The organism is Streptomyces tubercidicus (assembly GCF_027497495.1).
Taxonomy (GTDB): domain Bacteria; phylum Actinomycetota; class Actinomycetes; order Streptomycetales; family Streptomycetaceae; genus Streptomyces; species Streptomyces tubercidicus.
Window position 1 is genome coordinate 7,316,189 of record NZ_CP114205.1, and the last position, 19,293, is coordinate 7,335,481.

The following is a 19,293-nucleotide window of genomic DNA, read 5'->3' on the forward strand; positions in this document are numbered from 1 at the left end:
CGGGTGGCCGTCCCGCTATCCCAGACGTTCCATCCAGTCCTCAGGGACGCGTCCCGCCGGGCCGGGGGTGGGCTGATCGGCGGGGTGGCTCTCGGGGGGTGCCAGGCGGGGGCCCGAGGCGTAGGTGTCTGAGGTCTCGTAGTTGAAGAACCAGGATTCGCCCGGTTCGAAGCTGCGGATGACCGGGTGCCCGGTGGCCCGTGTGTGGGCCGTCGCGTGCTTGGCGGGGGAGTCGTCGCAACAGCCGATATGACCGCACTGTGCGCAGCGTCGCAGGTGGAACCACCAGCCGCCGGCGGCCTCGCACTCGGCGCAGCCGGGTCCGCTGGGTGGGACCGAGGGGTCGATGCCGTTCGGGGAACTCATGAGGACTCCTGTGGGGGAGGGGGTTCGGCGGAGGACAGCGGGAGACGTACCTGGAAGCGGGTGTCGCCGGGGACGGACTGGAACCGCAGGTCGCCCTGGTGTTTGTTGGCGACGATGCGCCATGAGATGTCCAGGCCGAGACCTGTGCCGTCACCCACCGGTTTGGTGGTGAAGAACGGGTCGAAGACGCGGTCGCGGATCTCCGCGGGGATGCCGGGGCCGGTGTCGCGGAACTCGACGAGCAGATGGTCGCCGTCACGCGCGGTGCGTACGGTCAACGTCCCGTCCGTGCCGGTGCTGTTCATCGCCGAGACCGCGTTGTCGATCAGGTTCGTCCATACCTGATTGAGCTCGCTGGGGTAGGCCGGGATCTTCGGCAGGCTGCGGTCGTAGTCCTTGACGACGGTGATGTGCGGGCCGATCTTCGCGGAGACCATCAGCAGGGTGCTGTCCAGCAGTTCATGCACATCGGCGACCTGATGGGGCGCCCGGTCGAGTTGCGAGTACTGCTTGGCCGCGGTGACCAGGGCCGAGACGCGGTTGGTCGAGTCCTCGATCTCGTTCATCAACAGCTCGGTTTCCACGGTGTAGTTGAGCCACCGCACGGCCCCTTCGAGAGTGTCCGCGTCCACCGCCGCGGCGACCTGGTCCAGCCAGTCGGCGTCGAGACCGGCTTGGACGAAGGTCGGCGCGAGCTGCCAGCCGTCCGCGATGCCGTGGTCGTCCAGCCAGTCGGCGAGGGCGTCCTCCCGGTCCGCGGCCTCCAACGGGCTCAGCGTGGCGGCCTTGGCGACGCGTTCGGCCGTGCGCTCCGCGACGTTGATGAGCGCCTCCAGACTTTCGCGCCGGTACGGGCGTGCCGCGATGAGACCGAGCTTGTGGCGCATCCCCGCGACCCGCTCGCGGAGCGCGGAGGTGGCGCGCACGGCCGCGGTGGCGGGGTTGTTCAGCTCATGGGTCAGCCCGGCGGACAGCGACCCCAGAGCCAGCAGCCGTTCCCGCTGGCCGACGGCCTCCTGGGTGCTCTTGGTGCCGAAGAAGAGCCCTTCGAGCAGATGCACGGCCATGGGGAACCACTCACGCATGATCGCGGCGAAGGCCTCCGCGGGCAGCACGAAGAAGCGGGACGGCTCGATGACACGCAGGGAGCTGTTGTACACCTGCCGCAGACGGTCACCCAGGTATGCCTGGAAGGCTCCCGCGTACACCCCGCGCTCGGAACTCCGGGTGATCTCCACGTCGTACTCCCCGATCCGCCGCGAGAGTACGACGGTCCCTTCGAGCAGTACGTAGAAGCAGGTGGCGTCGTCGCCCTCCCCGTACACGGGCCCGGGGTTGAACTCCTCCACCCGGCCTTCGCGGCAGAGCCGGTCGATCTGGTCGGCGGCCAGCTTCTCGAACAGGAACAGCGAGCCGAGTTCCGCCCGGCTGCACGGCATCGGCCGGCTGTTCATGACTGCTCCAGATACCGGTGGGCGAGCATGACCGCCATCGCTCCCTCACCCACGGCGGACGCGACACGCTTGGCGGACTCGGCGCGGGCGTCCCCGGCCACGAACACGCCCGGGACGTTGGTTTCCAGGTGGTAGGGCGGCCGGTCCAACTCCCAGCCGGCCGGCGGGCGCCCGTCCGCGGTCAGATCGGGGCCGGTCAGAATGAACCCGCGGGAGTCCCGGAGCACCGTGCCCTCCAGCCAGTCGGTCAGCGGTGCCGCGCCGATGAAGACGAACAGCCACTGGGTGTCGACGAGTTCGGTGTCGCCGGTCACGGTGTCGCGCAGGGTGATCTGTTCCAGCTGATGCGCACCATGGGCGGCGTCGACCACCGAGTTGGTACGCACCGAGATCGTGGGCGACTCGTCCACCTGCTGGATGAGGTAATGCGACATCGACGTCGACAAGGACGGCTTTCGCACCAGAAGGTTCACCGACTTGGCGCTCCGGGACAGGTAAATCGCGGCCTGGCCCGCGGAGTTGGCCCCGCCGACGATATACACGTCGTGGCCTTGGCACGCGGCCGCTTCGGTCAGGGCCGAGCCGTAGAACACCCCGCAGCCGGTCAGCTCGGTCACCCGCGGCGCATCGAGCTGCCGGTACGACACGCCGGTCGCGAGAATCACCGAGTGCGCGGCGACAGCGGAGCCGTCCGAGAACCGGACGACGCGCGAAGCGCCGTTGACCTCCAGCCCGGTGACCTCGCGCGCGGTCAGTATCTCGGCGCCGAACTTCGCTGCCTGACGCCGGGCCCGGTCGGTGAGCTGCGCCCCGGACACGCCGTCGGGAAAGCCGAGATAGTTCTCGATGCGCGAGCTCTGGCCCGCCTGGCCGCCGGTCGCGGAGCGCTCCACGAGGACGGTGCGCAGGCCCTCGGAGGCCCCGTACACCGCCGCACCCAGACCGGCCGGTCCACCGCCGATGACGACGAGATCGTAGAAGTCGGTTGTCGGTGTCGTCGCGAGGCCGACCCGGGTGGCCAGCTCGCGATCCTCGGGTTCGATCAGCGACGCGCCGTCCGGCGTGATCACCAGCGGGAGCCGCAAGCCCTCCTCGCCCGCGGCGCACAGCAGCCGCCGGCCTTCCGGATCCTCGGACGAGTACCAGCGGTACGGCACCTGGTTACGGGCCAGGAAGTCCCGTACCGCCGACGACCGCGCCGACCAGCGGTGTCCGACGACCTTGGTGACGGCCACCGCCCGGTGGTCGGTGGCCCGCCAGGCCTGCAGCAGATCATCGAGGACGGGGTAGAGCTTCTCCTCGGGCGGCTCCCAGGGCTTGAGCAGGTAGTGGTCAAGATCGACGAGGTTGATCGCGTCAATGGCCGCATTGGTATCCGCGTACGCGGTCAGCAGGACCCGCCGGGCCTCGGGGTAGATGTCGAGCGCCTGCTCAAGGAACTCGATGCCGTTCATCTCCGGCATCCGGTAGTCGGCCACGATCACCGCTACGGGACCGCCGCGCAGCTTCAGCTCACGCAGCGCGTCAAGGGCGGACGCGCCCGACTCCGCGCGGACAATCCGGTACGACGCGCCGTAGCGCCGCCGAAGATCGCGGGCGACCGCGCGCGAGACGCCCGGATCGTCATCCACGGTCAGGATGACGGTCCGCGCCGGGCTGGCCGCCTGCTCCATAGGCATCCCGTCCCCGGGTCGATCACCTTTCCGCACCGCCTTGACGCGCGTCCTGGCACGCCCAAACGCCGGTGCGCCGGTACGTCGATGCACCGGCACCTCGGCAATGTCCATCCTATGCGTGATTGTCATCCTTTGCGGCCCGCGATCGGGCTCAAGATCACCCGCCAAACGGCGCTGCCGCGCGCCTGCCCCATGCCTCCTGCCACAGGCACTTAAATATCGGACCGTGACTAAAGACCCGCAGCGCTTCACGATCTTGTTGGTCCCGGAACATGTGGAGGACAGAGGCGGCGCCTCCGTGGAGGACTCAGCCGTACGATCCGCGGTCGTCGAGGCGACGGGCGAAACAGGCGCCTCGGGCTACCCCCGCTACGCCGGCCACGGAATCGTCGCCGACATCGACCCCCGTACGAACACGGTCGAGGCATTGCTCGTCGACGGCTCGGAGCTGGATTACGGACTGACCGCTTTGGTGACGTCCTGATCGCAGCGCCGGCCTGAAAGTCCTTGTGCCCACATCAGTACCTGGACTGTGGTTTACGGCCAAAAGTATGGATTGTGACGTACAAATGACGGGTTGATGCGGCATCGGCTTGTCTGTTCTGTGGGGATTGATAGGGGGAGGAATGCGGATGAGGCGGGCATAGGGTTTGAAGTGAAGTGGTGGGAGGTGGCAGGGGTGCGGGGTGGGCCAGTGGCCGGAAAGGTCGACGGTGGGGACCTCGGGTTGCGGCGACCTGATAGAAATCGAGCGCGGTGCGACGACTCCGCGTTTCTCGCGCTGCGGCCGATTCCAGGCTCTTCGGTCTGACCTGGGGGAATGCCCCAGTAGTCAGGCTTACATGGCATGACGGGGGGTCAGAGGTGAGTATTTCTTCAGGGGCCGGATGTGCCCCATATGTGGCTGTGGTGAATAGCGAGAGGCAGTGTTCTCGGTCGCTGTTCTCTGTCGCTCGAATTCATGGAAACGCCGATGGGTGGGGCGTCGAATGCGGTCCGGTCGGCCGACAAGTGCGGCGGCCCCCGTCGTGGCCGCGAAACCGCTATCCGAACTGACATGAAGTCGGCGGGTGTGGTGTCGGTCGTGGCCTGGGCCCACAGCGGATAGCGGCTGCCATACAAGAAACGCCGTATGCACCGGAGTTTGTCATGCCCTCGGCGGCGGCGTACGGGGCGCGGTCCGCAGGAGCCCGTCCGTGGCTGCGGCCCGCATCTCCCGCCACGCCCCTCAGCGACCAGGAGGACACTCCCTTGACCGGTCAGACGCGCACCACACGGTCCATGCTCTCGCGGGGGCTCTCGATCCTGGCCTGCTTTCGCCCGGGGGACTCCGAGCTGGCCCTGTCCGAACTCGCGCGCCGCGCCGACCTGCCCAAGCCGACCGCGCACCGTCTGATAGCCGAACTCGTCGACGCGGGCATGCTGGAGCGCGGGGACCGGGGCCTGCGCCTGGGACTCAGCCTGTTCACGCTGGGCACGCGCGTGCCCCGGCAACGCATGCTGAGTCAACTGGCACATCCGCATCTGAAGCGGATGCATGACCTGACCCGGCAGAGCGCGTTCCTGTTCCTCCCGAACGGCCTCGACCCCGTCATGGTGTGCGGGGTGCTCGGCGGCCGGGGGGCCGAACCCGGCACCGGCGCCCCGGCGGAGAGCGAGGCGGCGGCGTGCGCGGTGGCGAAGCTCCTCCGGGTTCACCGCGCCCGGCTCGCCACCGCCGGTGCCGGTCGTGTCGAATGGCGGGGGCCGCGCCGCGCCGTGCGTGAGCCGTCGGCGGAGGAACTGGCCCGGGTAGCGGAACAGGGCTTCGCGATCGCGCGCTGCGGACCGGAGACGGTGGCGATCGCCGCGCCCGTGCTGGACGCTTCCGACGCGCTGATCGCCGCGCTGGCCGTCGCGGGTCCCCGCGAGCGGATGCACCCCGCCCGGATGGCTGCGCACCTTCGGGCCGCCGGGGTGGGGCTTTCGCGCGCGTTGCGTAGCTCCTCCGGACCGGTTCCGGTGCCGTGAACCGCTGGTCCGAGAGTCGCTGGTCCGTGAACCGCTGGTCGGTGAACCGTCGGTCCGTGCGCTGCTGGTCCGTGAACCGCTGGTCCGTGCGCCGTCGGATCCTGTCTGTCATCCGGCACCGGCCCGGCCGCGCGCGTCCGGCACCCTGCGACAGTGCCCGGGACACCCATGTACTGGTCAAGCCGGACGGTGTCAGCCGGGGGCTGGCGCCGGAAGTGGTCCGGGCCTTGCGGCAGGCCGGACTGACCGTCGAAACCGTCGGGCATCTCCGGCTGACCCGGGCACAGGCCGAGCGCTGGTACCCGGAGAAGCTGAACGAACCGGATGGCTTCCGCACGCTCGCCTACCTCTCCGAGGGGCCCATGCTGTTGCTGGCAGTCGTCGGGGATGACGCGTTGCGCCGTACGCGTCGCGTCAAGAAGGACATCCGCCGCAGGTTCGGGACGGACGAGCGGCGCAATGTCGCCCACTGCCCGGAGACGCGCGGTGAACGGGACCACGAGCGGGGCGTGTTCGGTCCTCTCGTACGGCCGTGTCGGTAGGAGGTGCTGCACCGGCCCGCCGACCCGCGTTGGACCCGCCGGTCCCGTACCCGCCCCGCCATTCACCCACGTCGGAAGACCACCTGCGCCGAAAGCCGCTCCAGCCCACCCGCCTCCTCTCGCACCCGCTCCACGGCGTGCCAGCTCTCCTCGCCCCGTACGAGGAGCACCCCGGTGTTGGCGACCGGAGCGACCCGCCGCACCACATCGGCACCGGACGAGGAACCCAGCAGTAGCAGATCACCGCCCCGCCCCGTGGGCCACGCTTCGTTGAAGTACAGGACGTGGGTGACCAGCTTCTCCGGCTTGTCGACATGCGGGTCCAGCCAGCAACTCCCGCCGTAGCGCCAGACGTTCACCTCGACGGGAGCGTCACCGACCGGCAGACCGGTCAGCCCGGCGACGGCCGTACGGTAGGCCGGCCCCGTGACCTCGGCGACCAGCCGCCGCCAGGGTCCGGCGAGCCCGGCGGCGCCGGCCTCCGCGTCGTCCACCGGGTGCAGCTGGCGGTGGTACATCGCGTACGACTTGTCCGTACCCGTGCGCGTGACCATCCGGAACCCGTCCCGGGGAAACGTCTCGCGCAGCGCTCTCGCCTCGGCGGGCGCGAAGGTGTCGTGGACGTGGTACCAGCGGAACGGGGCGTCCTCGGCCGTTGTGTGGTCGAAGGAGACCAGCGGTGTGCTCAACAGGTCTCCCCGGCAGGCAACGGTTCGGGTGCGCGGGGCACCAGCTCCTTCTCCACGTCGAAGAGGAAGTGCTGAAGGTCGGCCGACCCCACCGCGTAATGGCAGTACTCACGCCGGATCCGCTCCAGCGCGGCATGTGCCGTCGTCCCGCCCAGGACCACGTCCAGGCAGCACAGCACGGTCCCGGTGCGGCCGTGCCCGCCGAAGCAGGCCACCTCCACCGTGGCACCGTTCTCCAGTGCCGCGGCGGCCTCCTTGATCCGCCGCACCAGCAGCGATCTCTCCACCGGCGCCTCCAGCGTGGGCCAGTACACGAAGTACGGGGTGCGGGCGTCCGTCTCGCCGCGCCAGCGCTCGTCGAGGTAGAGGCCGATGTCGGCCGGTTCGGCGTACGGCGCGTGCCGGCGGCGTTCCTCACTGTCCAGCGAGGTTCCCCACACCTCGTACCCGCCGACGCGGTAACGGGTCCTCCAGTGACGGTCTTTCATGACGTCCTCATGTCTTCCCTCTCGTCCTGTACCGGCGCTCGCCTGCCGACGCCCGCCCCCGGGATCCAGTAGCCCGCTGTGTGGTATTCGTCCGGGCCGAAGGCCGTTTTGAAACGGGTCACCGAGGTGCCGGGGTAGGTGTCTCCCATGTGGAGCGCCCGTGCGCCGTGTGCGCAGGCGTCCTCGATGACCAGGTGCAACAGGTACGGCGCGGCGTAGGTGGGCGCGGCCCGGTCCTTGTCCATGGCCCCTTGCCAGTAGACGACGTACGGCCCCTGGTAGAGCGCCACCACCGCCGCGGCCGCCTGTCCGCCATGGCGGGCCAGCCACACGCGGCAGTGCGGACCCAAGTGGTCGGCGACGGCGGTGAACTTCGACAGCGGGTTCTTCGCCCGTACCCGTCGGCGCACTTCGCCCGCCGGCTGGTCCGACTGGCGGTCCCAGCGGTCGAGCGACAGCTCGAAGAGCCGGTCGAACTCCGGGAGGAGCCGGCCCGAGCCATCGTGTTCGACCGTGAGTCCGGCCCGTTCGGCGCGCCGTACGGCGGAGCGCAGCGTGCCCCGGAAGCGGTGGCGCCACACATGGTCGAAGCCGCCGTCGAGCGGCAGGATCTGCGCCATCCGCGGATTGCGCCGGGTACCTGGTGGAACCAGTGCGTCCCATATCGCTGTCGACGTGGGGGACGGCCGCAGGTAGACGCGGTCCGCGGGCAGGGACGCCAGGTCGCGCAGCACGGTCCTCGCGCGGTCGGGAGTGAGCGCGTCGGGAGCCCCGAGCACACCGCCCACGCCCCACCCCTCCGGCCATGACGCGTACTCCGCAACACTCCCGGCCGCGGAGCGCACCAGCGGCACCAGCAGCCTGGTGCCATCGGGCCAGAGGTAGAGGCGCGTCGCGTCCCGCCAGCCGTGTGCGCACACGGCCGATCGCCATCCCGGCGTCTGGCTCGGCAGGACGTCCGGGCCTGCCTCGGCGAGTGTCTCGTACCACTCGTGATCCGGTACCGGGGTACGGACCTGGACGCCGTCCGTCGGCGCGGGGGCGCTCATGGACGGCCCTCTGGCACATCGCCCGGGTCGGCCGGTGGTCCGGGGCGAGCGGGGGTGGGTGTGGGTGCGGGTGCCGGTGCAGGTGCGGTCAGCAGTCCACGTACCTGTGCCAGGTCGTTCGCCGCCACGTCCAGCGCCAACAGCGCGTCCTGGATGCTGTTATGACGCTCCGTCACTTCGGTCAGCCAACGCGCCATCGTCACCGGAGACGTACGCAGCCGGGAGAGGTACTCCTCACGGGTGTGGCCGCGCCGTAGCCACTTGTCCTTGAAGCGGTCGGCCTTGGCGACCAGGTCGGTCATCCCGGCGGCGTAGTCGGCGGCGATCTCGTGCGGGGGCGCGCCGGCCAGCGCCAGCAGGGCGGCCACGACCACACCCGTGCGGTCCTTGCCGAAGTGGCAGCTCAGCAGGAAGGGGCGGTCCGCCGCCCCGGCGAGCTCCCGGAACAGGAGCGGCCAGCTCCCGGGGGTCGCCTCGGTCAGGATGCCGTGCAGGTAGCGGGTGCGGTCGGCGATGCCGGGCCGCCGCGCGGCGATGGTGTCACGCGGATAGCCGGTGAGCGGAGTACGCAGCCAGCGCACGCCGTGGGCGAACAGTCCGCTCGGCGGCCCGTAGCGCGCCACCTCGGAATCCGAGCGGAGGTCCAGTACCGAGGCCAGGCCGTGCTCTGCGACGAGCGCACCGGCTTCGTCCGCCGTGAACGCGGTGAGGTCACCGGACCGGTGCAGAATGCCGGGCCGCAGACCGGATACCCGCGGCATGCGGTAGTTGATGCCCGGGGCGGCGAACACGGCGCTCACCGGGCCCGGCCCGGCAGGGCGAGCGCCGCGGCGAGCTCGTCCCAGAAGCGCGGGAAGTCGGCGTTGACGTCCGGGCCGTAGCGGACCCGGACGCACGGCAGGGCGCGGAGTGCCGCGAGGACGCCCGCGCGGATGGCGGGCTCCGGGCGTGGCCGTGGCAGCAGCCCGAGGTAGTCGGTGTAGTGCCGCAGGTCCGGTCCGGACAGCAGGGCGCCGTCGAGCGCGTCCGTCCGGCCGGTGACGGTTTCGATCCGCCAGCCCCTGCGGTCCCGCTCCGCCTGTGGCAACACGAGGCCCGCCGGGTGCGTGTCGGTGGCCACGGTGGCTCCGGTCAGTGCGGTGAACTCGTCCAGATCCGCGCGGATTCGCTTCCGGCCTTCGGGTGCGGTGCTCCAGGCGGTGTCGGTGAACTCCCGCTGGGTGCCGCAACCGTGGCGTCGCAACGATGCGCGCTCGAAGGCAGCGCGGGCCGGATGCCCGGCGAGCAGGGCCGTGGCGATGCCGATGCGTTTCGGCCACCCCCGCAGGGTCGGCGGGCCGCCGCGCCGATGTGCCCAGGCGACGAGGGTGTCATCGGACACGAAGTCCGCGCCGCACAGGGTGACGGCGAGGAAGGCCAGCGAGGACTTGCCCCGGTGCTTGGGCCCCAGCATCAGCACCGAGGACCCCTTCACCGCCACAGCCGATCCGTGCAGGAACACCGCTCCACGACCGGTGAGTTGCGCCCCGAGCAGCGTGCCCAGCAGCCGTACGACGGCCCGTACGGAGGCGGGCCCCGCGTCCGGCGCCTCGACGGATACCGCTGCGGTGCCGGGCGTCGCGGTGACGACGAGGGGTGCGCTGTCGGCCTCGCCGTCGCGCAGCAGCACGGTGCGGTCGGCGGAGCGCTCCAGGACGACGAAGCGGGGCCCGTCCGGGTGCACCAGCAGTTGTGGTGCGGTGTCCAGCTCCTGCGGGCCGGGCAGGGTGGTGGTCCGTGCTGTGACGGTCAGGCGCGGGGCCGTCGAGGACACGGTGTCGCCCACCTCGAACAGGGGGTGCACCAGGGCGCTGATCGCCGCCCGGAGGCCGGGGAGCGCACTGTGCACGGTCAGTTCCGCCGGTGGAAGGGTGAGCCGGAAGGTCTCGGCGGCCGTACGCGGACCCGTCGGACGGGGGCCGGTCTGCGGGGATGCGGCGGTGACGGGCATGGGCCTCCTTCGTCGGGTGCGTGGCGGCGCGAGGGCTCTGCGGGGCCTGACGGTTTGAGGGGGTGAAGGCTCGATGGCGTGAGGGCTCGATGGCTCGACTGGTGTGACCGTTTGATGGTGGCTGACCCGAGGGGGCCGGAGAAGGCGGTGTTCCCCCACGTGGAACGGTGATCTGCGCGGTTCGCCGAATTCCCGCCTGGCGGAACGCGGGAGGCGCCCCGAGGTTCCGGTGGCATGGATAGGGTGCGGTGCGTGATCGAGATCGTGGAGTACCGCGATGCCTGGCCGACTCTCTTCGCGGAGCTGGGATGCCGACTGCGTCGCGGGCTCGGGGAGGTCGCACTGCGCATCGACCACATCGGCTCCACTGCAGTGCCGGGGCTGCGGGCGAAGCCCGTGATCGATATCCAGGTGTCCGTCGCCGCGTTCGAACCCGCCGACTTCCGCGCACCACTGGAGGCGGCGGGGTTCGCGTTCCGCGCCGACAACCCCGACCTGACCAAACGGTACTTCCGCGAGACCTCCGGCCCCCGTACCCATGTGCACGTCCGGCGGGCGGGCAGCTTCGCCGAGCAGTTCTGCCTGATGCTGCGCGACTACCTCCGGGAAAGCCGCACGGACGCGGAGCTGTACGGAGCGCGGAAGGCGCTGCTGGCCGAGCGGCACGGCACGGACCGGCGTGCCTATACGGCGGAGAAGTCCGCCCTGGTATGGGAGTTGGTCCGCCGGGCCGACGAGTGGGCGCAGGCATGTGGCTGGCAGCCCGGTCCCAGCGATGCCTGACTGGCGCCTGGCCGATGCCTGGCCTATGCCTGGTCGATGCCGTCAGGCGTCCGGGTCAGCCCGCTAGTCGTTGCGGCCGAGTGGCGTCGTGACGACCGTGAGGAACACAGTGAGGGCGGTGACGGCCGCATCGGGGCCGGTCGGCATCGGGCCGGCCAGTGTGAGGACCATGGCCGAGAGCACCAGGGCGTACAGCACCGGCAGTCGGGCGCGTACGCCGTCGGCTGCGCTGCGGCGCGCGGCGCGGGCCGTGGCTCTCGCCACCTGCGCGGAGAACTCCGTGTGGCGCAGCACCAGCAGCCGAACGAGCGCCGCCGAGGACGCGCCGGTCCCCGCGTCCTCCGTGGCGATGCGGACGATGCGGCGCACCGCGCGCGCCGCGTCGGCGTCCGCGCCGCTCAGAGCTGAGGGGGCGGGCGTCGGTACGGTGCAGCACAGCGGCAGAAAGGCCAGCGGTAGCGCGGGGTGCACGGCGAAGGCCACCGCCAACCTCAGGGCGCGGTCCACGGTATGACGGGCCGTCGACGGCGACGGCCCGAGCAGGGCGGCAGCCGCACCCAGCAGCGCCGCGATCACCGTGCTGGGACGCAGGCGCTTCATGGCGTGGCCCCCTCGCGCCCGGCAGACACCCGCACCCGTACACCGGTACGCGAACTCCAGTCGGCCAGTACCGCAGCCAGCAAGGGGTCGGGCTCACCGGGCAGCAGGACCTCTCTCGCACCTGCTTCAAGGAGGGCACTGACCCGAGCGGCCGCAATCCTCCGCCACGTCTCGTCATCCAGGTCGACACCGCCCGCGAACTCGGCGGACAACACGGTGCGCCAGCCGTGCGGCAGAGACTGCGCGAGATCAGCCAGGTGGCACAGCCGTACGGTGTGGGGCAGCCGTTCCGGCACGGAGTCGTCCGGGCCTAGGGAACCCAGGTGCACATTCGCGGCGAGATCGGCAAAGCCCAGGCGGCTGGCCCGCGCGGGAACGATGACGAGCCCGTCAGGCAGGACCCCCGCAGGCATGACCCCGGGAGCGCCCTCCTCCGGTTCCGCCGCCCGTTCCACCTCCCGCAGATGACGCCGCGTCACCCGCCAGTGCCGTACGGCCGTCAGGTCCACCGCCGTCAGGCCGTACACAAAGCGGGCGAGCAGGACCGCGGCCGCGCACAGGCCCGCCGCGGCATCCGGACGGCGCGCTGCGGCCAGCGCCGGTCCGAGCGCGGCACCGGCGGCGAGCACGCCGATGAGCACGGTGACGATCCGCGCCTCACGGCGCCGGGCGTCCCAGCCGGCTCGTCCGGTCCGTCCGGCGCGTCCAGCCCCTCCGTCCCGTCCCGTGCCGTCCCCCCGCCGTCTACGAGGACGCACCACCAAACCGACCGCGACCGCGGCGCACAAGCCAGGCCCCACCACCAGAGACGGATCCACAACGGCCAGCGCCACGCAGGCACTTGCGACCGTCAGCAGTGAACCGGTGAGGTGAGCGAGGACGGCAACCGCCGCACCCGGTTTTGGCTCCCAGCGGATCGCGACGCCCGCGGCGGCGTACAGGTGGCTCGATAGCGGCTCCGGGGCCCGCCGGCCCGGGGCCCGCCGGCCCGGGGCCGCGCCCAGCCGCTGCACGGCGCGCAGCAGCCGGATCCGGGCGGCCCGGTCCCGGGCGTGGGCGGTCGGGGCGAGCGCGGCGGTGCCCAGGGCGGCCCCGGCCTGGTACAGCAGCCAGCATCCGATCAGCCACCAGAGCACCGCAGGCGTCGGATACCCGAGCAGCAGAATGCCCGCCGCACACCCGGCGCCACGCAGAACGGCCCCACCGATGACTCCCAACGGCCCCCACACACCGGTCACACCCCGACCGGCCACGCCCACACCCGTCCCGTCCACACCGGCCACGCCCCTACCGGCCACGCCCACACCCATCACGGCGCCGCACCCCGCCACCCGGGCGGCGCCCCACCCGGAAAGCCCATCAGCACGCGGCCCAACGCCTCCTCGGCCCGCTGCCGCAGGGGATCCCATCCAAGCGCGGACCCAGCCACCTCTTCGGCCAGCCCGGCGATATCCCTCACCTGGGTGGAACGGCCGGCCGCCGGCCACGCCAGGAACCCGGCGTCGGACGGCAGCGACTGCGCCCGCACGGCGGCGGCCGTCACCTCGGGGACGATCGCGCGCGCCACGGGCACACCACCCCCCTCGGCCGGGGACAGCACCACCAGCTTGCCCAGCGGGGCACAGCCGGCGGTGCGGACACCCAGGACGCGTTCCGCCTCCGCCGGGGCGAAGACCACCTTGGCCGGTGTCTGCGGCAGGTCGGCCACCCGGCACTGGCCGTCACCGTGGCGCAGCAGAGCGGCCTCGCGTACCCGCGTCGCCAGGCCCAGCCCTTCGAGCGTGCCCCAGCGGAAGCGCGGCAACAGCCCGGACCCCACGGCCCACCAGCCACCCGGGCCCGGCACCAGCAGGGTCCGGTCGCCGCTCACGAAGCAGCCACCCGCCCGTGCGAGACGCAGGGCCAGCGTGCTCTTGCCGGTACCGGAGTCGCCGAGGAACGCGATGGCCCGCCCGTCCCGGCCGGTCGCGGCGGACGCGTGCACGGTCAGGCCGCCGAGGGCCGAGAGTGCGGCCGCCACCAGGGCCCGCAGCACGATGTCGCCGGTCCGTGCGCGCTGTTCGGTACCGCTGTCGTCGTCGTGCAGGATCGTCCACCAGCCGTAGCGATGGCCGATGGCGTGCCGGGGGAGCGCCGGGTCCGCCGCGTCGGCGGGGCGGTCGCCGCAGCACAGCCATGTCCCGTCCGGGGTACGCCAGTAGTTCTCCTCGCGCAGCCGCCGGGCAGGTCCCGATGCCATCCGCTCCAGCCGGTCCAGCGCTGCTGGGTCCCGCATCGAGCGCACACGGAGGCGGAGGCGGCCGTACCCGGGCCAGACCGAGGGCGTGGTCGTGACGAGCTGCGTCGCGACCCGTGCGGTCTCGGCCTCGTCGCCGGCCGTGTACGACCAGGACACCGGTCCCCACTGGGCCCGCGCCGTGCGGCGGTCGGGCGGTTCGGCCGGCACGTCAGGAGACCTCGGCCAGCCGTGCGGTGAGCAGCGCGGGAAGCAGCCGCCCGGCCAGGTATTCCTCCCGGGCGGTGGTGAGCGTGCGGCGGATGAGGTCCACCGGCTCGGTGCCGTAGATGCGGACCACGCTCCCGTGGAACAGGCGCACCACCTTCAGCCGGTCCGCCAGCAGTGCGACGGCCCACTCCCGCAGATCCCGGTGCACCACCTCGGTGAACCCGGCCTCGCGCAACTGCCGCAGCCGGTCCGGCAGGGACGTGACGAAGAAGACGTCCGGCGGGTGCGCCTCGTGGAAGGCGGCGGACGGTGCGCGGCCCGGCGGCGCCAGGCTCACCTCCTCGGTGACCACGAGCAGTCCTCCGGGGCGCAGCAGGCGGGCCGCCTCCCGCAGTACCGCGCCGGGCCGTGGGAAGTGCGGCATCGAACCGGTCACGATGACGACATCCAACCCCCCGTCGGGCAGCGGGACTTCGGTGGCGTCGGCGCAGATCTCGGTCACTTCGTCGCGGCCTTGCGCGGCGGTGATACGCCGGCTGACGGCACAGTGCTCGGGGACCAGGTCGATGCCGTACATCCGCGCCACGCCACCGCCGTCCTGGGCGAGCGCGTCCGCCAGGTACCGCAGCGCGCCGCCGAAGCCGCTGCCCAGTTCACCCACGGTCAGCACGTCGTCCGGGAATGTTTCGCGGACGAGTTGGGTGACGAGATCGCAGCCCTGGGGGCCGAAGTGGCCCATCTGGTCCAGGCCCAGCAGTCCCTTGGGGCCGCTCTCCCCGGTGAACTCGACGATGGCGGCCTCGGTCCGCTCCCAGTCGTGCAGCGCGGGGAAGAGCTCCTGGTGATAGTGGTGCTGGACCCGGGTCTGCTCGGTGCCGTCGTGGCGTCGGGGCATCGGGGTCACCATGTCGGGTGCTCCTCGGCGACGAAGTGCACGAGCAGGACGCGCCGGTCCTGCTCCGCCCGTTCAGCGACCGGCATCACGGTGTGCCACGAGTGCGGCGAGGGGACCAGCAGTACCGAGTCGGTGAGTCCCGGCAGGATCTCGGCGGCGACATCGTCCACGGCGGGGGAGCGCAGGATGCGCAGGGCTCCGCTCCATTCCGGGCGCCAGCCCTCGTTGAAGTACCAGGTCTGGGTGACGATCTTGTCGGCGCGGTCGGTGTGCGGGTCGATCCACGACCCGGAGCCGTACCGTACGGCGCGTACCTCCAGCAAACAGCCGCCGAGGTTACGGCCGGTGGCTTCGGCGACCGCCGCGGGATAGCCGTCGTCGAGCAGGGACGCGACCAGGCCCTGCCACAGGGGTGTCAGCCGGCGCATGCCCTCGGGCAGGGGGACGCCGCCCTGGACCAGCGTCAGGTTCCAGGTGCGGTAGCCCTTGCCGGCGGCGGTGCCACCGGCCCGCTCGGTGAGGGTGAACCCCTCGGAGGGGAACTCCGCGGCGAGACGGCGCCGGACGGAATCCCCGGGCAGGGAGTCCGCCACCAGCCCCCAGGCGAAGGGGTCGCGGGCCATGGTCGTGCGGGCGATGGCGTCCCGGTCGAGCACTGCGGTGGTCGTCACGCGGTTTCTCCCGTCTCCTCCGGTACGTCGATGCGTGCTCCCAGCGCGGCGAGCTTCGCGGGCAGGTTCTCGTAGCCGCGGGCCAGGTGGGCGACGCCGTGCAGCTGGTGCGGGACGCCGGTTCCCAGCGCGGCGAGGAGCAGGGTGGCGGCCGCCCTCAGGTCACCGGCCGCCAGGGGCCCGGGAGAAGGCTTCAGCGGACCGGGGGAGATACGCAGCTCGTTTCCGGCCCGGTCGAGCACGGCGCCCATGGCGCGCAGGCCCTCCGCATAGCCGAAGCGGTTCTCCCATACGCCGTCCGTCAGCCGGGACGGGGCGTCCGCTCTCAGCAGCATCAGCGCGAACAGCGGACCGGCGTCGCTGTACACGTGGTGTGAGGCGGCGAGGACGTCGGTGCCCCGCAGCCGCTCCGGCGGCCTGATCCGCAGCAAGGAACCCTCCCAGCTCAGCGGCACGCCCATCGCGGCGAGGCAGGCCAGCTCCGGGGCCAGACCCGAGCGGACCACGTCGGGCCGTTGCAGCACCAGGTCCAGATCGCGGCGCAGATGGACCGCCCACGCGATGAACGTGACGATCTCCATCAGGTCGGAGGGCAGCGTGATGTCCGCACCGCCGAGCGGGCCCCGCAGGCCCTCCACCGTGATCCGTTCCCGGGTCACCTCGATCCGCGCACCGGCCCGGCCCAGCACCCGCGCCAGCTCCAGTGCGTCGGGCTTGGGGTACGGGTTGTCCAGCACCGTCGTGCCCCGTGCGGTGACCGCGGCGAGCAGCGCCGTCTTGGTCGCACCCGAATAGTGCGGACCGGTGGGTGTTCCGGTACGGGGCTCCGGCTCCGCGAAGTCCGCGAGGTCGATCCGGGCGCCCCGCAGCCCTTCCCGGGGCGCCGTGGCGCGGAACCCTTCGCCGCTCACCTCGCACGCGGCACCGAACCGCTCCAGGACCGTGGCGATATGGGACAGCGGGCGGGAGCCCTGCGTCCCGCCCCCGATCGCACAGCCGCCGTGCTGTCCGGAGCTGACCTCGCCGCGCGTCGCGAGCACCGTGGGCAGCAGATACACGCCGCCGTGGATGCCGGCACTCCAGTGCGTCGGAATACCGGCCCCGTTGAGGCCGGAAGCGTCGACGGTGACGCGGGGCCCGTCATCGTCCACCGTGGCACCGAGATGCCGCAGCATGGCCGAGAGCAGCCGACGGTCCTCGATCCAGGGGGCGTTGGCGATCCGCCAGGGACGGTCGGAGAGGCAGGCGGCGGCCAGGCTCGGCACGAGCAGATGCTTGAAGCCGCCGGGGGCGAGCGTGGGGCGCGGGACGGCCGGTCCGCCGAGGACGGTCCAGTACGCCGTCGGTGCGGTGGGCGCGCGGCGGTCATCGGGCCGGTCGCCGTCCACGACGGCCACGGCGGGTGGGGTGTTCGGCACGCGGCTGCTCCTTGGGATGTGGTCAGCCGGGCGGCGTCACCCGGCGGTGGGTGCCGTCCCGCCCTCGGCGAGGTCGCCCGGATGACCGAGGACCAGCACGAGGAACCACGGCTTGCGCGACAACTTGTCGAACCTCTTCCCGAACTCCTCCCGCCGGGCCGGGTCGGCCCGCGGTTCGTACAGCTCACGCAGGACGAGCCCGGCGCGGTGGACCTCGGAGATCATCTGGCCGAGTGGGCGCCGGAAGAACCGGACGACCGGGGTGGGCGGTCCGAAGCTCGGCCATTCGTCCCGCAGTTCCTCGATACGGAAGTAGTCGCCGCTGGGGGACATCTCGAAGTCGTTCAGCGGATGGTGGGTGGAGAGCACCACCGTGCCCCCGGGCGCCAGGACCCGGCGGAACTCGGCCAGCGTCGGTACCCAGTCCTCCAGGTAGTGCAGGGTGAGTGAGGACACCACCACGTCGACGGACGCATCGGCCAGGAAGTCCAGCGGCTCGCGCAGATCGTGCACCCGCACCTCGGCCCGGTCGCCCAGCCGTTCACCGGCCAGCTTCACCAGCGTGGGACTCGCGTCCAGCGCGACGACCCGCGCCGCCCCCTGGCCCACCAGCCAGCGCGTCAGCGCTCCGCCCGCGCATCCGGCCTCCAGCACCCGCCGCCCCGCCAGCGGCGGGCACTTGCTCTGCACCGCGGGACGGTCCAGCAGCGTGTTGTAGATGTTGTCCGCGCTGCCCCGGTCGTACTGGACGGCGAATTCCTCGTAGCTCCGGTCGCGAGCCATGGTTGCTCCACTCCTCATCGCACCCGGCACGGGCCGGGCACCGATGCCCCGCTCGCCGTGTGCCGTGCCGTGGCGGGCCCCTCGGCGCCGGTCCCCGGACCGCCTGCCGGGCCGGTGAGGGCGCCGTCCTCCGGCAACCTATCGCGGGGTGCGGAGCCGTCGTCGGAGGCGTTTCGTGCGGCGGAACGGAATTCGTCGGGGACCGCGGCGCAGGTCGCGTCCAGGAGGTCCAGTGCTTCCTCCACCTCCTCGTCGGTGGCCACCAGCGGCGGGAGCAGCCGGATCACCTCCGGCTGCCCCAGGCACGGGGACACCACGAGCCCGCGCCGGCTCAGCTCCAGCAGAACGTCACCGGCCGCGCCGTGCGGCCCGAACTCGACGCCCCACAGCAGCCCTTGGCCGCGGACCTCGGTGACCAGCCCGGTGTGACGGTGCGCGATCCGGCGGAGCCCTTCCGCCATGAGGCCCGACAGCCGCTCGCCCCGGGGCGCCAGTTCCTCCACGGCACGCAGCGCGGCGCTGCCCGCGGCGGCCGCGAGGGGGTGGCCGGAGAATGTCGTGGTGTGCACGAACGGGTCGGTGGCCAGCGGCCCGTACAGCTCCTCCGTCGCCACCACTGCCGACAGCGGCTGGACCCCACCGCCCAGCGCCTTGCCGAACAGCACCGCATCGGGCCGCAGACCGGCGGCGACACTCAGCGCCCGCTCCCCGCACCGCCGCAGCCCCGTCTGGATCTCGTCGGCGATCACATACGCCCCGTGCGCACGGGCGGCAGCGGTCAGGGCGGCCAGGAACGCCGACGGCAGTGCCCGGACGCCGCCCTCGCCCTGTACGGGTTCCACGATCACTGCGGCGACGTCCTCTTCCGCGAAGGCCCCGGGCACCGCTCCGGGGTCTGCGGGGATATGCACCACCCCGCCGAGCAGCGGCTCCAGGGACTGGCGGTAGCGCCGGTTCCAGGTGGCGGCGAGCGCTCCCAGCGACTTTCCGTGGTACGCGCCCTCGACGGCGACGACCCGGGTCCGGCCGGTGGCCAGCCGGGCCAGTTTGAGCGCGGCCTCCACCGCGTCGGACCCGTTGAGCCCCAGCCACACCCTGGTCAGACGGCCGGGGTCGGTGTACGCGACCAGCTCGGCCGCGAACCCGGCCGTCGTGCCGTTCGCCAGGACGCGGGTGGAGACCGGCATCGACTCCAACTCCCCGCGGACCGCGCGCAGTACCTCCGGATGCCCGCGCCCGAGCAGCGTGACCGCGTAACTGCCGAAGTCCAGTGCGGACCGCCCGTCGGAGAGCACGATCCTCGCCCCGTCCCCACAGGACTCGACCGCCCCCGCACCGTTCATGCCGTAGACGAGGGCCAGCCCCGGCGAGAGGTGCGCCCGCACCCGGCCCAGCACGGTGCGCGCGTCCGGACCCGTGCTCTCCACCGCCGC

20 protein-coding genes are annotated in these 19,293 nt (G+C 72.1%); 4 read left to right on the forward strand and 16 right to left on the reverse strand.

Features of this window, described 5'->3' with window-relative positions; translation table 11 throughout:
- Positions 1-15: 15 nt before the first annotated feature.
- From STRTU_RS31995 to STRTU_RS32005, 3 genes are read right to left on the reverse strand one after another with little or no spacing between them, the layout of a single operon-like run.
- The gene (locus STRTU_RS31995; RefSeq protein WP_159748576.1) at positions 16-366 is read right to left on the reverse strand and encodes a UBP-type zinc finger domain-containing protein; all 351 of its coding nucleotides are present in this window, start codon (positions 364-366) and stop codon (positions 16-18) included.
- Positions 363-1,820, reverse strand: a complete 1,458-nt coding sequence (locus STRTU_RS32000; protein ID WP_159748577.1) for an ATP-binding protein — start codon at positions 1,818-1,820, stop codon at positions 363-365. Before STRTU_RS32000 ends, STRTU_RS31995 begins: the two co-directional genes overlap by 4 nt.
- A complete protein-coding gene (locus STRTU_RS32005) occupies positions 1,817-3,493 on the reverse strand; it encodes an NAD(P)/FAD-dependent oxidoreductase (protein WP_159749803.1) in 1,677 nt (558 codons plus the stop codon). The genes STRTU_RS32000 and STRTU_RS32005 overlap by 4 nt, the downstream gene beginning before the upstream one ends.
- A 229-nt stretch (positions 3,494-3,722) precedes the next feature.
- Here STRTU_RS32005 and STRTU_RS32010 point away from each other — a divergent pair, with 229 nt between their 5' ends.
- From STRTU_RS32010 to STRTU_RS32020, 3 genes are all read left to right on the forward strand, one after another.
- Complete coding sequence (locus STRTU_RS32010) at positions 3,723-3,980, forward strand: hypothetical protein (protein WP_159748578.1); 258 nt, start codon at positions 3,723-3,725, stop codon at positions 3,978-3,980.
- 767 nt (positions 3,981-4,747) lie between these two features.
- Positions 4,748-5,506, forward strand: coding sequence for an IclR family transcriptional regulator (locus STRTU_RS32015; protein WP_246241563.1), 759 nt, complete (start codon positions 4,748-4,750; stop codon positions 5,504-5,506).
- A gap of 86 nt (positions 5,507-5,592) precedes the next feature.
- On the forward strand, positions 5,593-6,048 hold the full coding sequence (locus STRTU_RS32020) for a nucleoside-diphosphate kinase (protein ID WP_159748579.1): 456 nt from the start codon (positions 5,593-5,595) through the stop codon (positions 6,046-6,048).
- Positions 6,049-6,110: 62 nt separating this feature from the next.
- Here the strand turns inward: STRTU_RS32020 and STRTU_RS32025 are convergent, their stop codons facing one another.
- Genes STRTU_RS32025 through STRTU_RS32045 form a run of 5 tightly spaced genes read right to left on the reverse strand, consistent with a single transcriptional unit; the run spans position 6,111 to position 10,264 of the window.
- Complete coding sequence (locus tag STRTU_RS32025) at positions 6,111-6,737, reverse strand: 2OG-Fe(II) oxygenase (RefSeq protein WP_159748580.1); 627 nt, start codon at positions 6,735-6,737, stop codon at positions 6,111-6,113.
- Positions 6,734-7,225: a protein-tyrosine phosphatase family protein gene (locus STRTU_RS32030; RefSeq protein WP_159748581.1), complete on the reverse strand. Its 492-nt coding sequence runs from the start codon at positions 7,223-7,225 to the stop codon at positions 6,734-6,736. Before STRTU_RS32030 ends, STRTU_RS32025 begins: the two co-directional genes overlap by 4 nt.
- Entirely contained in the window at positions 7,222-8,274 is a 1,053-nt protein-coding gene (locus STRTU_RS32035) for a GNAT family N-acetyltransferase (protein ID WP_159748582.1), read from the reverse strand. The genes STRTU_RS32030 and STRTU_RS32035 overlap by 4 nt, the downstream gene beginning before the upstream one ends.
- Positions 8,271-9,065, reverse strand: a complete 795-nt coding sequence (locus STRTU_RS32040) for a tyrosine-protein phosphatase (protein WP_159748583.1) — start codon at positions 9,063-9,065, stop codon at positions 8,271-8,273. The genes STRTU_RS32035 and STRTU_RS32040 overlap by 4 nt, the downstream gene beginning before the upstream one ends.
- A gap of 5 nt (positions 9,066-9,070) precedes the next feature.
- Positions 9,071-10,264, reverse strand: coding sequence for a hypothetical protein (locus STRTU_RS32045; RefSeq protein ID WP_159748584.1), 1,194 nt, complete (start codon positions 10,262-10,264; stop codon positions 9,071-9,073).
- 252 nt (positions 10,265-10,516) lie between these two features.
- Here STRTU_RS32045 and STRTU_RS32050 point away from each other — a divergent pair, with 252 nt between their 5' ends.
- Entirely contained in the window at positions 10,517-11,047 is a 531-nt protein-coding gene (locus STRTU_RS32050) for a GrpB family protein (RefSeq protein WP_218039348.1), read from the forward strand.
- 63 nt (positions 11,048-11,110) lie between these two features.
- Here the strand turns inward: STRTU_RS32050 and STRTU_RS32055 are convergent, their stop codons facing one another.
- From STRTU_RS32055 to STRTU_RS32090, 8 genes are read right to left on the reverse strand one after another with little or no spacing between them, the layout of a single operon-like run.
- Positions 11,111-11,647 (reverse strand): hypothetical protein, encoded by a 537-nt coding sequence (locus tag STRTU_RS32055; RefSeq protein WP_159748586.1) that lies wholly within the window; start codon positions 11,645-11,647, stop codon positions 11,111-11,113.
- The gene (locus STRTU_RS32060) at positions 11,644-12,960 is read right to left on the reverse strand and encodes a hypothetical protein (protein ID WP_159748587.1); all 1,317 of its coding nucleotides are present in this window, start codon (positions 12,958-12,960) and stop codon (positions 11,644-11,646) included. Before STRTU_RS32060 ends, STRTU_RS32055 begins: the two co-directional genes overlap by 4 nt.
- Positions 12,957-14,093 carry a phosphoenolpyruvate carboxykinase (ATP) gene (locus STRTU_RS32065; protein WP_159748588.1) on the reverse strand — a complete coding sequence of 379 codons (1,137 nt, stop codon included), beginning with the start codon at positions 14,091-14,093 and terminating at the stop codon, positions 12,957-12,959. The genes STRTU_RS32060 and STRTU_RS32065 overlap by 4 nt, the downstream gene beginning before the upstream one ends.
- Position 14,094: 1 nt before the next feature.
- The gene (locus STRTU_RS32070) at positions 14,095-15,000 is read right to left on the reverse strand and encodes a class I SAM-dependent methyltransferase (RefSeq protein WP_159748589.1); all 906 of its coding nucleotides are present in this window, start codon (positions 14,998-15,000) and stop codon (positions 14,095-14,097) included.
- Complete coding sequence (locus STRTU_RS32075) at positions 14,994-15,659, reverse strand: 2OG-Fe(II) oxygenase (RefSeq protein ID WP_159748590.1); 666 nt, start codon at positions 15,657-15,659, stop codon at positions 14,994-14,996. The genes STRTU_RS32070 and STRTU_RS32075 overlap by 7 nt, the downstream gene beginning before the upstream one ends.
- Positions 15,656-17,077 carry a hypothetical protein gene (locus STRTU_RS32080; protein ID WP_159748591.1) on the reverse strand — a complete coding sequence of 474 codons (1,422 nt, stop codon included), beginning with the start codon at positions 17,075-17,077 and terminating at the stop codon, positions 15,656-15,658. Before STRTU_RS32080 ends, STRTU_RS32075 begins: the two co-directional genes overlap by 4 nt.
- 36 nt (positions 17,078-17,113) lie before the next feature.
- A complete protein-coding gene (locus STRTU_RS32085; RefSeq protein WP_159748592.1) occupies positions 17,114-17,860 on the reverse strand; it encodes a class I SAM-dependent methyltransferase in 747 nt (248 codons plus the stop codon).
- A gap of 14 nt (positions 17,861-17,874) precedes the next feature.
- Entirely contained in the window at positions 17,875-19,287 is a 1,413-nt protein-coding gene (locus STRTU_RS32090; RefSeq protein WP_246241564.1) for an aspartate aminotransferase family protein, read from the reverse strand.
- Between the last annotated feature and the right edge of the window lie 6 nt (positions 19,288-19,293).

Excerpts from the sequence above, each read along its gene's own strand:
- STRTU_RS31995 (WP_159748576.1), bottom strand. The coding sequence starts at position 366 with ATGAGTTCCCCGAACGGCATCGACCCCTCGGTCCCACCCAGCGGACCC.
- STRTU_RS32000 (WP_159748577.1), bottom strand. The coding sequence starts at position 1,820 with ATGAACAGCCGGCCGATGCCGTGCAGCCGGGCGGAACTCGGCTCGCTG.
- STRTU_RS32005 (WP_159749803.1), bottom strand. The coding sequence starts at position 3,493 with ATGGAGCAGGCGGCCAGCCCGGCGCGGACCGTCATCCTGACCGTGGAT.
- STRTU_RS32030 (WP_159748581.1), bottom strand. The coding sequence starts at position 7,225 with ATGAAAGACCGTCACTGGAGGACCCGTTACCGCGTCGGCGGGTACGAG.
- STRTU_RS32035 (WP_159748582.1), bottom strand. The coding sequence starts at position 8,274 with ATGAGCGCCCCCGCGCCGACGGACGGCGTCCAGGTCCGTACCCCGGTA.
- STRTU_RS32045 (WP_159748584.1), bottom strand. The coding sequence starts at position 10,264 with ATGCCCGTCACCGCCGCATCCCCGCAGACCGGCCCCCGTCCGACGGGT.
- STRTU_RS32055 (WP_159748586.1), bottom strand. The coding sequence starts at position 11,647 with ATGAAGCGCCTGCGTCCCAGCACGGTGATCGCGGCGCTGCTGGGTGCG.
- STRTU_RS32070 (WP_159748589.1), bottom strand. The coding sequence starts at position 15,000 with ATGGTGACCCCGATGCCCCGACGCCACGACGGCACCGAGCAGACCCGG.
- STRTU_RS32085 (WP_159748592.1), bottom strand. The coding sequence starts at position 17,860 with ATGGCTCGCGACCGGAGCTACGAGGAATTCGCCGTCCAGTACGACCGG.